General features: G+C 43.5%; 14 protein-coding genes and 2 tRNA genes. 13 read left to right on the top strand and 3 right to left on the bottom strand.

What is annotated here, in order from left to right; all coding sequences use genetic code 11:
- Nucleotides 1-49: 49 nt before the first annotated feature.
- Nucleotides 50-484, bottom strand: coding sequence for a large-conductance mechanosensitive channel protein MscL (gene mscL, locus NQ546_RS07745; RefSeq protein ID WP_004289543.1), 435 nt, complete (start codon nt 482-484; stop codon nt 50-52).
- A gap of 141 nt (nt 485-625) precedes the next feature.
- Between mscL and gap the strand changes: the two genes are divergently transcribed.
- The 6 genes from gap (at nt 626) to NQ546_RS07715 (ending at nt 7,073) form a co-directional block, all read left to right on the top strand.
- Nucleotides 626-1,636 carry a type I glyceraldehyde-3-phosphate dehydrogenase gene (gene gap / locus NQ546_RS07740; protein ID WP_004289542.1) on the top strand — a complete coding sequence of 337 codons (1,011 nt, stop codon included), beginning with the start codon at nt 626-628 and terminating at the stop codon, nt 1,634-1,636.
- A 141-nt stretch (nt 1,637-1,777) separates the two neighbouring features.
- Nucleotides 1,778-3,835, top strand: a complete 2,058-nt coding sequence (locus tag NQ546_RS07735) for a M3 family metallopeptidase (RefSeq protein ID WP_004289541.1) — start codon at nt 1,778-1,780, stop codon at nt 3,833-3,835.
- Nucleotides 3,832-4,350, top strand: a complete 519-nt coding sequence (locus NQ546_RS07730) for a DUF4847 family protein (protein ID WP_004289540.1) — start codon at nt 3,832-3,834, stop codon at nt 4,348-4,350. Before NQ546_RS07735 ends, NQ546_RS07730 begins: the two co-directional genes overlap by 4 nt.
- 14 nt (nt 4,351-4,364) lie before the next feature.
- Complete coding sequence (locus NQ546_RS07725) at nt 4,365-4,802, top strand: dCMP deaminase family protein (protein WP_004289539.1); 438 nt, start codon at nt 4,365-4,367, stop codon at nt 4,800-4,802.
- 74 nt (nt 4,803-4,876) lie between these two features.
- Nucleotides 4,877-6,622 (top strand): S41 family peptidase, encoded by a 1,746-nt coding sequence (locus NQ546_RS07720; RefSeq protein ID WP_004289538.1) that lies wholly within the window; start codon nt 4,877-4,879, stop codon nt 6,620-6,622.
- The gene (locus NQ546_RS07715) at nt 6,534-7,073 is read left to right on the top strand and encodes a 5-formyltetrahydrofolate cyclo-ligase (RefSeq protein WP_004295412.1); all 540 of its coding nucleotides are present in this window, start codon (nt 6,534-6,536) and stop codon (nt 7,071-7,073) included. Before NQ546_RS07720 ends, NQ546_RS07715 begins: the two co-directional genes overlap by 89 nt.
- A 28-nt stretch (nt 7,074-7,101) precedes the next feature.
- Here the strand turns inward: NQ546_RS07715 and NQ546_RS07710 are convergent, their stop codons facing one another.
- Nucleotides 7,102-7,392: a DUF721 domain-containing protein gene (locus tag NQ546_RS07710; protein ID WP_004289536.1), complete on the bottom strand. Its 291-nt coding sequence runs from the start codon at nt 7,390-7,392 to the stop codon at nt 7,102-7,104.
- Nucleotides 7,389-8,525 carry a DNA replication/repair protein RecF gene (gene recF / locus NQ546_RS07705; RefSeq protein WP_004289535.1) on the bottom strand — a complete coding sequence of 379 codons (1,137 nt, stop codon included), beginning with the start codon at nt 8,523-8,525 and terminating at the stop codon, nt 7,389-7,391. Before recF ends, NQ546_RS07710 begins: the two co-directional genes overlap by 4 nt.
- A gap of 181 nt (nt 8,526-8,706) precedes the next feature.
- Between recF and NQ546_RS07700 the strand changes: the two genes are divergently transcribed.
- The 7 genes from NQ546_RS07700 (at nt 8,707) to NQ546_RS07670 (ending at nt 13,388) form a co-directional block, all read left to right on the top strand.
- A complete protein-coding gene (locus tag NQ546_RS07700) occupies nt 8,707-9,390 on the top strand; it encodes a tetratricopeptide repeat protein (RefSeq protein WP_004289533.1) in 684 nt (227 codons plus the stop codon).
- A gap of 132 nt (nt 9,391-9,522) precedes the next feature.
- Nucleotides 9,523-10,017 carry a 6,7-dimethyl-8-ribityllumazine synthase gene (gene ribH / locus NQ546_RS07695; RefSeq protein WP_004289532.1) on the top strand — a complete coding sequence of 165 codons (495 nt, stop codon included), beginning with the start codon at nt 9,523-9,525 and terminating at the stop codon, nt 10,015-10,017.
- Between the two features lie 72 nt (nt 10,018-10,089).
- A tRNA-Tyr gene (locus tag NQ546_RS07690) sits at nt 10,090-10,172 on the top strand.
- Nucleotides 10,173-10,180: 8 nt separating this feature from the next.
- Nucleotides 10,181-10,253: transfer RNA gene (locus NQ546_RS07685), tRNA-Gly, on the top strand.
- A gap of 116 nt (nt 10,254-10,369) precedes the next feature.
- Nucleotides 10,370-11,584: a site-specific integrase gene (locus NQ546_RS07680; RefSeq protein WP_050764423.1), complete on the top strand. Its 1,215-nt coding sequence runs from the start codon at nt 10,370-10,372 to the stop codon at nt 11,582-11,584.
- Between the two features lie 69 nt (nt 11,585-11,653).
- Nucleotides 11,654-12,649: a hypothetical protein gene (locus tag NQ546_RS07675; protein WP_229094540.1), complete on the top strand. Its 996-nt coding sequence runs from the start codon at nt 11,654-11,656 to the stop codon at nt 12,647-12,649.
- 256 nt (nt 12,650-12,905) lie between these two features.
- Nucleotides 12,906-13,388: a hypothetical protein gene (locus tag NQ546_RS07670; protein WP_004289528.1), complete on the top strand. Its 483-nt coding sequence runs from the start codon at nt 12,906-12,908 to the stop codon at nt 13,386-13,388.
- Nucleotides 13,389-13,398 lie beyond the last annotated feature (10 nt).

Below are 13,398 nucleotides of genomic sequence, written 5' to 3'. Positions count from 1 at the left end.
GGATATTTACATTTTGCAGACAGCCCTTATACCAACGGGCAGTCGAGAATTATTTTTCTTTCAAAATGTCACGAATCTCGGTGAGCAACACTTCTTCCTTAGTGGGTGCAGGTGGTGCCGGCGGTGTGGCAGGTTCTTCTGCCTTTTTCTTCTCGGTCAGCTTGGTTATCAGCTTAATAAACATAAAAATAGAGAAAGCGATAATGAGAAAGTCGAAAGTGGCCTGCAAGAAATTACCGTAATTCAGCGTTACAGCGGCTATCTCCTTGCCGTCCACCACTTCAGCAGGCTTCATCACCCATTTTAAATCGGTGAAATTCACACCCCCTATCAGCAAACCCAAAGGAGGCATAATCACATCAGCCACAACAGAGGATACAATCTTGCCAAACGCACCTCCGATGATGACACCGACAGCCATATCGACCACATTGCCTTTCATGGCAAAAGCCTTAAATTCCTGTAAAAATGAACTTTTTCCCATCTTTTCAATTATTTAATTATGATTTTGGATACGAATATAAAAACATTTTCTTACTTTTGCACCGCAATTCGTAAAAGAAATGCAGAAAAAGTTTGAAAGTTTAATTTTAAACATTATAAAACCCTTAAAAGTTTAAACAAAATGATTAAAGTAGGTATTAATGGATTCGGACGTATCGGACGTTTCGTATTCCGCGCTGCAATGAAGAGAAACGATATTCAAATCGTAGGTATCAACGACCTTTGCCCGGTAGATTACTTGGCTTACATGCTGAAGTATGACACAATGCATGGCCAATTCGACGGTTCTATCGAAGCAGATGTTGAAAACAGCAAGCTGATTGTTAACGGTCAGGCTATCCGTATCACAGCTGAAAGAAATCCGGCTGACCTGAAATGGAACGAAGTTGGTGCTGAATACGTAGTTGAATCTACAGGTTTGTTCTTGAGCAAAGACAAAGCTCAGGCTCACATCGAAGCAGGTGCAAAATATGTTGTAATGTCTGCTCCTTCTAAGGATGACACTCCGATGTTCGTTTGCGGTGTTAACGAAAAGACTTATGTTAAGGGTACTCAATTCGTATCTAACGCTTCTTGTACTACTAACTGCTTGGCTCCTATCGCTAAAGTATTGAACGACAAATGGGGTATCACTGACGGTTTGATGACTACTGTTCACTCTACAACTGCTACTCAGAAAACAGTTGACGGTCCTTCTATGAAAGACTGGAGAGGTGGTCGTGCTGCTTCTGGCAACATCATTCCTTCTTCTACCGGCGCTGCTAAAGCAGTAGGTAAAGTTATCCCGGCTTTGAACGGCAAACTGACCGGTATGTCTATGCGTGTTCCGACTTTGGACGTTTCTGTAGTTGACTTGACTGTTAACTTGGCTAAACCGGCTACTTATGCTGAAATCTGCGCTGCCATGAAAGAAGCTTCTGAAGGCGAATTGAAGGGTGTTCTGGGTTACACTGAAGATGCAGTTGTTTCTTCTGACTTCTTGGGTGACACTCGCACTTCTATCTTCGATGCTAAAGCTGGTATCGCTTTGACTGATACTTTCGTTAAAGTTGTATCTTGGTACGACAACGAAATCGGTTATTCTAACAAGGTTCTTGACCTAATCGCTCACATGGCATCTGTTAACTGCTAATATACAGTTAGAAAATAATAAAAAATAGGCGGCTTCTTTTATGAAGTCGCCTATTTTTTTTGCACATTTGCAATTAAATTATTTTTTTCTATAAATAGGTATATGACAAGATTTAAACTTACACTAATATTACTTTGTTTTATGACCATGATACAAGCCTCAAACCCTTTCTTTGAAAAGTATTCAACTCCGTACGGAACTGTTCCTTTCAATCTGATAAAGACTGAACATTATGCACCTGCCATACACGAAGGCATCCGCCGGCAAAATGCAGAGATAGATGCTATCATCAATAATACTGCCACTCCGACTTTTGAAAACACAATAGTGCCTTACGAAAAGTCCGGAGAACTATTGCAGCGTGTAAATACCGTATTCGGCAATCTGCTCAGCGCCGAAACCAGCGATGAATTGCAGGAACTTGCCCGGGAAATCATGCCGCTGATGAGCGAACATGAGAATAACATCAGCCTCAACGAAAAGCTATTTGCCCGCATCAAAGCCGTATATGAGCTGACAGACAAAAACAAACTTACTCCGGAACAATCCAAGTTACTGGAAGACATCTACACCGGTTTTGTCCGCAACGGAGCAAACCTGCAAGGAGATGCCAAAGAAAAGTACCGCAGCTTATGCAAAGAGCTAAGCCTGCTGACGCTGCAATTCAGTGAAAATGCCCTGAAAGAGACAAACGACTACCAACTGGCACTGACCGATAAGTCACAATTGTCCGGTCTGCCCGAAAGCGCCGTTGATGCCGCCGCAGAAACAGCGCAGGAAAAAGGAGTGAAAGGTTGGGTATTCACCCTGCATGCCCCAAGTTACAGCCCTTTCATGACGTATGCCGACAACCGCGAACTGCGCCGCAAACTCTACATGGCATATAATACAAAATGCACGCACGACAATGCCTGCAACAATTTGGAAATCGTAAAGAAAATTGCCAACGTCCGCATGGAAATTGCCCAATTGCTGGGCTACGACAACTTTGCCGAATACAACCTGAAAGAACGAATGGCACAAAACAGCGACGCCGTATACAAACTGCTGAACCAACTGCTGGAAGCATATACACCCGCCGCACAAAAAGAATATGCTGAAGTGCAGGCACTGGCACGTAGCGAAGAAGGAGAAAACTTCAACCTTATGCCATGGGACTGGAGTTACTATTCTCAAAAACTGAAAGACCGGAAATTCAACATTAATGATGAAATGCTTCGCCCCTACTTTGAGCTAAGCAAAGTAAAAGAAGGGGTATTCGGACTGGCAAGCAGGTTGTACGGCATCACATTCAAGAAGAATCCTGACATCCCCGTCTATCACAAGGATGTGGAAGCCTACGAAGTGTTTGATAAAGACGGCACATATCTTGCCGTACTCTATACGGACTTTCATCCCAGAGCCGGAAAACGCTCCGGTGCATGGATGACGAGCTACAAAGGGCAGTGGATAGATGAGAAAAGCGGCGAAAACAGCCGTCCGCACGTGTCTATCGTGATGAACTTCACCAAGCCCACACAGAACAAGCCCGCCCTACTGACTTTCGACGAAGTGGAAACTTTCCTGCACGAGTTCGGACACAGCCTGCACGAGATGTTTGCCAACTCCACTTACGAAAGTTTAAGCGGTACAAATGTTTATTGGGACTTTGTAGAACTGCCTTCCCAGTTCATGGAAAACTTTGCCATTGAAAAAGAGTTCCTACACACCTTTGCCCGCCATTACCAGACCGGCGAACTCATCCCTGACGAACTGGTGCAGCGCATTGTAGACTCATCGAACTTCAACGTAGCTTATGCCTGCCTGCGCCAAGTGAGCTTCGGATTGCTGGACATGGCATGGTACACACGCAACACCCCGTTTGAGGGGGATGCCAAAGCCTACGAAAAGAAGGCTTGGGAAAAAGCGCAAATACTCCCTGTTGTGGAAGAGACTTGTATGAGCACCCAGTTCTCGCATATCTTTGCAGGTGGATATTCTGCCGGATATTACAGCTATAAATGGGCGGAAGTACTGGATGCAGATGCTTTCTCGCTGTTCAAGCAACGCGGCATTTTCAACCCGGAAGTAGCCGATTCTTTCCGCCGGAATATCCTGTCGAAAGGAGGTACGGAACATCCCATGACGCTCTACAAACGTTTCCGCGGACAAGAACCGACCATAGATGCACTATTAATCAGAAACGGAATAAAGAAATGAAAAAGAGAATAAATATAAAATCAATAGGCTATGTCCTGATGATGCTGACCATGTTACTTGGTTTCAGTGCTTGCAACAACGAAGACGACGTAATGGAAATCTTCAACGACAAGACTTGGAAACTGAGCCGCATAACTACTGAAAAAGGAAAGGAACAGTTCTATCAAGGTTTGTGGAGTAATGAGGCTGAAGAGAAAGCCAGCAGGGAACTGCTCAAGATAACAGAAAATTTCACATTGAACTTCAACTGTGCCGATGTGAACGGCGAGGTGACCGGTACGGTCAGCGCCCATGCCGTCAAAGCAAACATCAGCGACGCCATCCTGAAAATAGACGGAAAGGAACACACCATAAGCATCAGTGGGAAAGCCTACGGCAGTGAAAGCGACAAGCTGGCAAAAGTATTCATCAGCGGCCTGTTCAATGTTTTCAAGTACGAAGGGGACGTGCACAACCTCACCCTCTACTTTAAAGACGGAAATACAACAAAAGTCATGGGATTTACAGCCCGCTAAATTCAGCTAAAGATATGGACGAAACTACGAAAAACAAACAAGAAGCGTTGGACAAACGTTATATACGCATGGCAAGTATCTGGGCGGAAAACTCTTACTGCCAACGGCGCCAGGTCGGTGCACTCATCGTAAAAGATAAAATGATTATCTCTGACGGATACAACGGCACGCCTTCCGGATTTGAAAATGTATGCGAGGACGAAAACAACATTACCAAACCGTACGTTCTCCACGCCGAAGCCAATGCCATTACCAAAATAGCACGCTCCAACAACAGCAGCAACGGCGCCACGATGTACGTTACGGCATCTCCCTGCATTGAATGTGCCAAACTCATCATCCAAGCAGGCATCAAACGTGTTGTATACTCTGAAAAATACCGCTTGGAAGACGGTATCAATCTATTGAAACGGGCAGGTATCGAAGTGGTATTCGTTTCAGTTGAGAATTGAGAGTTGGAAGTTAACTGCTTTGCACGCAGCCAACTAAATATAGTATAGTAAAATTGAAAATAGTACATATCATTATGGGCACAAAAAACTCTTCCCGCTTCACGCCGCTTATTATCGCAATCAGCGTAGTGGCGGGCATCCTTATCGGAACGTTTTATGCCAAACATTTCGCAGGAAACCGTTTGGGTATTATCAACGGCTCGTCCAACAAACTGAATGCTTTGTTACGGGTGGTGGACGATCAATATGTGGACAGCGTCAACATGACCGACCTCGTAGAAAAAGCAATGCCGCAGATACTGGCAGAACTTGACCCCCACTCCACCTATATCCCTGCACAGAAGTTGGAAGAAGTGAACTCCGAACTGGAAGGCAGTTTCAGCGGCATCGGTATCCAGTTTACCATACAGGAAGATACCATACACGTAAACAGCGTGATCCAGGGAGGCCCTTCCGAGAAAGTAGGACTCATGGCGGGCGACCGCATTGTCATGGTGAACGACAGCCTGTTTGCCGGCAAAGGACTGACCAACGAAAAAGCCATGCGTAACCTGAAAGGGCCAAAAGGCACACAAGTGAAGTTAGGAGTAAAGCGGGCGACTGAAAAAGACTTGCTGGACTTCACCATTACACGTGGAGATATTCCGCAAAACACGATTGATGCCGCTTATATGCTAAATGATGATTTCGGCTACATACAAGTCAGCAAGTTCGGGCGCACCTCCCACGTGGAACTACTGAATGCCATTGCCCAGCTAAGTCACCAGAAATGCAAAGGTTTCATTATCGACCTGCGCGGCAACACCGGAGGTTATATGGAAGCGGCTACACGCATGGTCAATGAGTTCCTGCCGGAAGGAAAGCTCATTGTATACACCAAGGGACGCAAATATCCGCGTATGGAAGAATATGCCAACGGTACGGGCAGTTGCCAGAAGATGCCGCTTGTGGTACTGGTGGATGAAGGTTCTGCCTCAGCCAGCGAAATCTTTGCAGGCGCCATTCAGGACAACGACCGGGGAACTATCGTAGGACGCCGTTCATTCGGCAAAGGATTGGTACAGCAACCCATCGACTTCAGCGACGGTTCCGCCATTCGCCTGACCATCGCCCGCTACTATACCCCTTCCGGACGATGCATCCAACGCCCCTACGAAAGCGGCAAAGACTCCAAGTACGAAATGGACTGGCTGACCCGCTACGAACATGGAGAGTTTTTCTCTAAAGACAGTATCAAACTCGACGAGAGCCTGCGTTACTCCACCGGACTGGGACGCCCCGTCTATGGCGGAGGAGGCATCATGCCCGATGTATTTGTGCCGCAAGACACAACCGGAGTATCTTCCTATCTGATAGAGGTGAGCAACAAGGGACTGATCATACAGTTCAGTTTCCAGTACACCGACCGTAATCGTGCCAAACTGGCCGAATTCGGCAATGAACAGGACTTACTGAAATACTTGCGACGTCAGGGCATCGTGGAACAATTCATACGTTTTGCCGACTCCAAAGGGGTAAAAAGGCGTAACCTCCTGATACATCGCTCCTACAAGCTGCTGGAACGAAACCTCTACGGCAATATCATCTACAATACCTTAGGCAAAGAGGCCTATATCCGATATATCAACGAGAGTGACGCTACCGTAAAGAAAGCATTGGAAATCTTGGAACGTGGCGAGGCTTTCCCAAAAGCCCCGCTACAAGCCGGTCAGGAAGAGGACAATAACAACAATGGAAAAGAAAAAAGAACTGCGCAAGCGTATGGCTTTACTGAAGACCCTTCACAAATCTACCATTACGCATCAGTCACAATCTGCTGAAATACTCGCCGCCCTCGAAGCCCATCCGGCTTTCAGGGCGGCAAGCACTATATTACTGTACCATTCACTGCCTGATGAAGTAGATACACACAGCTTCATCAGGAAATGGAGTGCGAAAAAACAAATATTGCTGCCCGTTGTCACAGGTGACGATCTGGAGCTTCGCGTCTATACCGGGCCGGGCGACCTTGCCACCGGAGCCTACGGCATAGAGGAGCCCACCGGAGCTTTGTTTACCGACTATGACGCGATAGACTTTATTGTCGTTCCGGGAGTAGCGTTTGACCGTAACGGAAACCGCTTGGGAAGAGGAAAAGGATATTATGACCGTCTGCTTCCCCGCATACCTTCCGCATACAAAGCAGGCATCTGTTTCCCGTTTCAGATTGTAGAAGAAGTCCCGGCGGAGACGTTCGACATCCGTATGGATGAGGTCATAACCTGCGAGTGAAGAGAAAGCTGACCGCCGCCCGGTTGCACTATCTGAATATAATATTGGTTATCACCTGCGCTCCTACGTGCCTGTTCAGATTGCGCACCAGCAAATCCCGGCCCATCATCAGTTCCTGACGAAGGGCTGCGGAAGTAAGATGCACGTACAATACTTGGTTCTTGATATAGAGTTCGCGTGTATAAGACGCAATGGTAGGTCCCAGCACCTCCGCCCATGAACTGATGAGCCGCCGTTCATTCAATGGCGATTCCAAACTTTCCTGCCTCAGAAAATTACGTATCAGTTTACCAATCTGTTCAGCGTCATTCCGTTTCATCCCTCACTCTCCTCATCGTTCAGCGCTTGGCTCTCCGCCATTTCGGAAACGGCCCCTTGCTCTACGCAGAACATTTTATAGTCGCTACCTACCTTATGCAGAATACGATCCAGATGCTCCCGGTTGGTATCCGTTATAAAGATTTGCCCGAAATTATCACCTGCCACGAGCTTGATAATCTGCTCCACACGCGAAGCATCCAGCTTGTCAAAAATATCATCGAGCAATAGCAACGGAACCGTAGCACCCGTCCGTTTCAGGAAATCGAACTGCGCCAGCTTCAAAGCCACCAGGTAAGTTTTGTTCTGTCCCTGCGAACCCTCCCGTTTGATAGGAAAGTCACCCAACAACATATTCAATTCATCCTTATGAACCCCACGCAGGGAAAATCCCATAATCTGATCACGCGTACGGCTCTCCTTCAACACCTCCAGCAAAGAAGCGTCACGAGCATGCGAGTCGTAAATCAGCCCCACTTTCTCCTTATCCTGAGAAATAAATGAATAGAAAGACTGGAAAATCGGTATGAACTCCTTGATGAACTCTTCCCGCTTACGGAACACCACTTCACCGGCTTGTGCCATCATCTCTTCCCATACCAGAAAAAGTTCTTCTTCCACCGGCATCTCATTCTTAAGCAAGGTGTTCCGCTGCGCCAATGCTTTGTTGTAGCGGATCAGTGCATCCAAATATTCTTTATCGTACTGTGAAATCACCACATCCATAAAACGGCGACGCTCATCACTACCTCCGTTTATCAATGCCGAATCGGCAGGCGACACCATCACCAACGGCAAAAAGCCGATATGGTCGGACAAACGTGTGTACTCTTTCTTATTCCGTTTGAACTGCTTCTTCTGCCGGCGCTTCATACCACAGTAAATCTCCTCCGGCGTACCGTCGGAGGCCTCGTAAAATCCCTGAATAACAAAGAAATCCGCATCATGCCTTATATTCTGCGAGTCGATGGGATTGCCGGCACTCTTACAGAAAGAGAGGAAATAAACAGCATCCAGCAAGTTCGTCTTTCCCATTCCGTTTTGCCCGAAAAAAGTATTCAGTTTCGGAGAGAAGGCAAGTTCCACTTGTTCCAGATTCTTGTAGTTGAGTATGGATATATGTTTCAGTATCATATTGGCGGCTTATCTTTTCTTTGCTTTTCAGGGCAAAGATAATGCAAAGCAAAATAATTCTACGGTTTTGAGATGTAAAATAAAAAAAGATGCCGCTAAATTTCGTTGATAGCTATAAAAAACTTACTTTTGCGGGTCGAATCAGCTATTAATGAATAATAACAAAAAGAATATATAAAAAATGGCAGAACAAAAAAAGACGAATGAAGCCTTAAACGTGGAAGACGCACTTACACAATCAGAGGCATTTCTCATCAAAAACAAAAAGGCAATTATCGGTGCTATTTTAGCTATAATCATTATTATAGCAGGTATAGTAATGTACAAAAACCTCTATGCGGAACCTCGCGAGGAAAAAGCACAGGCAGCCCTTTTCAAAGGACAAGAATATTTTGAGGCTGATGCTTTTGCAGAAGCTTTGAACGGTGACAGCATCGGTTACGTTGGCTTCATCAAGATAGCCGATCAATATAGCGGCACAGATGCAGCCAACCTTGCAAAAGCATACGCAGGCCTTTGCTACGCACACCTCGGCAAATTTGATGAAGCCGTAAAAGCATTGGATAGCTTCGATGGAAACGACCAAATGGTAGCTCCCGCCATGAAAGGCGCCATGGGTAATTGCTACGCTCAGCTCGGTCAGCTCGACAAAGCATCTTCCATGTTGCTGAAAGCTGCTGATGAAGCAGACAACACCACACTCAGCCCTATTTATCTGAAACAGGCCGGAGAAATCTTGGTTAAGCAAGGTAAGTATGATGATGCTATCAAAGCATATACTTCCATTAAGGAGAAATACTTCCGCTCATATCAGGCTATGGATATTGATAAATACATCGAGCAGGCTAAACTGTTGAAGAAATAATTTACACCTTATTATATAATAAGACATTTCGAGCACGAATTATACGGATATATACGGAAGTCAACGCCGTAAGTGCCGTATAATTCGTGTTTTTTTCTCTCTCTATTTTCAAATCTTAAACTTTAATTTATCATGGCTACAGCTTATCACAACCTTTCGGATTATGATTTCAATTCAGTACCCAGCGCTGAGAATATGAAATTCGGCATTGTAGTATCCGAATGGAACTACAATATCACCGGTGCTCTTTTAAAAGGAGCAGTCGACACCTTAAAAAAACATGGAGCGAAAGATGAAAACATCATGATAAAAACCGTACCCGGTAGTTTTGAGTTGACTTTCGGAGCCAATCAAATCATAGAATACAGCGAAGTTGATGCAGTAATTGCAATTGGTTGCGTAATTCGTGGAGATACGCCACATTTTGATTACGTCTGCATGGGCGCAACACAAGGAATTACTCAGCTAAACGCAAGTGGCGATGTACCAGTAATTTACGGATTAATTACCACCAACACAATGGAGCAAGCAGAGGACCGCGCAGGTGGCAAGCTGGGAAATAAAGGCGATGAATGTGCAATTACTGCAATAAAAATGATCGATTTTGCTTGGAGTTTACAAAAATAGTCGTATCTTTGCACCACAATTGAGAAACAAAGCTACTTAAAAAGAGATTTAAAGTAGTTCTCGATAGCAAAAGGGCAAATACCAGAGTGGCCAAATGGGGCAGACTGTAAATCTGCTGGCTTACGCCTTCGGTGGTTCGAATCCATCTTTGCCCACTAAAATTGCGGAAGTAGCTCAGTTGATAGAGCATTAGCCTTCCAAGCTGAGGGTCGCGGGTTTGAGCCCCGTCTTCCGCTCTTCTGAAAATCAGATAGTTATCGCAAGATTTCTATCTGATTTTTGTTTTTAGGCACTTCCGATTTGGCTATGGTTTAACCGCATGAGTTAAACCGAGAGTTAAACCAAAATCAGTATGAACGCTACAATTTCAGTGGTATGTTACAAGTCAAAGACACTATCAAATGGCGAATATCCATTAATGCTCCGTATCTGTAAAGACGGAAAGAAGAAATACCAAAGTTTAGGTATATCTGTCCTACCCCGTTATTGGGACTTTACACGAAATAAGCCAAAACCAAACTGTCCCAATAAAGAGTATATTCAGAAAATCATTCTTGATAAACAAACAGAGTTACAACAACGAGTGTTAGAGTTCAACTCTGAACAGAAAGAATATACTACCACTACTCTACTCAATGACAAAAACAAAAAGTTTGAATTGAAAACAGTCTGTCAATTCTATCAAGAACTAATCGAACAATACAAAAACAATGATAAATGCGGCAACAGACTTATCTATAAAAGTTCTTATAACTCTTTGAAAGTATTTACAAAAAATCAATTGGATATACCGTTCAGCGCAATAGACATATCGTGGCTCAATAAATATGAGAAATGGTTACGTTCAAAATGCAATAAGGAAACAACCATGAGCTTAATGTTCCGTACTCTCCGTAGTGCATACAATAAAGCCATAAAAGCTAAATGTGCCCGTAAATCTGATTATCCTTTTAACGAATATAAAATCAATAAGTTCGATACGAAAACACAGAAACGTGCAATAGCCAAAACAGAAGTATTGAAATTCACTAAAGAAGTTGATTACATTGGTAAACGACAATACGTCCAACTTAGCAAAGACATATTTATTTTCAGTTATCTGTGTGGCGGCATTAATTTTACAGACATCGCAAATCTGACAAAAGCCAATATCACAAATGGCAGGATACACTATATACGTCAGAAAACAGGCAAACTGATAAAATTAGGTATATCAGAGGAAGCTATGCAAATCATAAAAAAATATGAGAGCGAAAGTAAAGGCTATCTGTTCCCCATTTTAAATGCCAATATTCACAAGACACCACTCCAAAAACAGAACAGAATACATAAGATGTTAGGTAACGTCAATAAGAACCTAAAGCTAATTGCAGCACAATTAAATGTTGATGCCAATATGACAACCTATGTCGCACGCCATTCATTCGCCAGTGTTCTGAAAAAATCAGGTGTAAGTATAGCATTGATAAGTGAAGCATTGGGACATTCAGACTTATCTACAACGCAAGTCTATCTTGACAGCTTCGATAATGAACAGATAGATGCCGCTATGCAAAACCTGCTGTAAAAATAAATGCCGCTTTGTCTCTTTATGATAAGGTGGCATTTTCCTATCTTTACAGACAAAATCAACAACATGGAATATCAGATAATACCTATTGAAAGCATAAAGCGTATTGAGACATGGCTAACGACTGAAACTGGTTTCAGCCGTTCAATGCTGCATTGTGAACTGGATTACATTTCAGATGTGTATCTTCTGCCAAAGAAATTTGCAGAAGTACAGGACTTGTATCTGTCAATAAGGAAAGAGGAACAGAATATACCGTATCCCAACAGGGGAACAGACGAGGACATATACGAGTTCTGCATGACCGTTGGAAAGAACCTTATACTTGAAAGTGGCAGCTATCAGGCTGAATACATTGAGACGCTATGGAATACCTATAATACAAATGAGGATGAAACCTGCATACAGCAAGACCAAGACATATTTTACGGCATTCTTCTTATTGTCTGCATTTACCATAAATACAAACAGACATGCGGTTATTTCGATTTCGGTGATTACATTGCAGACCCTGTGCAATTGCAATACACCTATTCCGTCCGTCCCGATATGCTGCGTCTTTACAAGATGTTCCACGAAAAGAAAAAGACGAAGCACGATACCGTTACAATCGAATACAACAAACAGAAGATAGAACTTGCCAATGACGACAACTGGTTTCTTCAGATGATAACTCCTTATCTTGACAAGTATTTGGGAGTTTCCTCTTTGGAAGAAGTGGAGACAGAACTTGAAAAGGATTATCCCAGCATCGGTAAAAGAGGCAGAAAACGGGAGAATGCGATACTTGACACAGTAACCTTAAGTGTCTATAACCTGCTACGCCATTCCTCTTTTGCCATTAAAGGTAAGGGGCTGACAGACAATGAGGGCAACTTTATCCTCGAATTGCTGAAATATCTTGGACTGCTTGATGAAGACAGCCCCAAGAATGACATACTGAACCTGCGAGCCACTATCAGAAACCTGCAAAAATATGAAGTCCGTCCCAACTGGTGGAACATACCGATATGCAAGACCTCCCCCAACAATCCCGTTGAACATCTGAAATCCTATTGGTAAAACACATAAAATTAAAAAAAGGAATAGCTGTGTATTCAATTACATGGCTATTCCTTTATATACATATCTTATTAAAGATAAGAGAGTTACGTACTACGCTTCCACATAAAAAATAAAACATAAAAAAAAGGATTTCTTTATGTTTTTTTCTTCATTTCATACGCCAGTCCTACCATATACCTTTGCACTGTAATCAAAAACATGGTGTGCACCTCGTTCGAGATTTCAATGTTTAATTAATAAAAAATTAAAAGCTATGGTATTAAATTTTTCAGAAAAAACGGTTGAAAAGAAGTATGACAACGCAAGTGCAATGAACGCATTGAAAGTTATAATGAACAGAGGTGAGCAGTTGTCAGTTAAATTCTATACAAGCAAGGACAACTTTCCTTGCGCATGGATTGAGTCCAAGAAGATAGCAGGCTTTAAACTGATATTAAATCAAGAGGGTCTGAACTGGTTGCGCACTTACCTGCAAACAGGCGAAACGGAAGATTTCGGCTTCAACCCGAATAACATTGAAGCCTATTCAGAAGAAGAGGACAAAGACATCCAGCTTGCAATCCTCATGCAGCTAATCGCAAACGAACCGAAAAGATTGCAGTTCATCCCTCTGTTTCGCGAAAAGGGTGAATATATAAGTGCATACGCATCCTACATGAAAGGAAAGATATTCTTTCGTGTATCAAGAACTACCGAACTTGTAGATGATTTAACAGAAAGAGAACTTATAGCATAAACCGATTATC

It is taken from the genome of Bacteroides eggerthii (assembly GCF_025146565.1).
In the GTDB taxonomy this organism is placed as follows: Bacteria; Bacteroidota; Bacteroidia; order Bacteroidales; family Bacteroidaceae; genus Bacteroides; species Bacteroides eggerthii.
The sequence above is the reverse complement of the archived record's forward strand: the minus strand, read 5'-3'. Positions and strand labels throughout refer to the sequence as shown.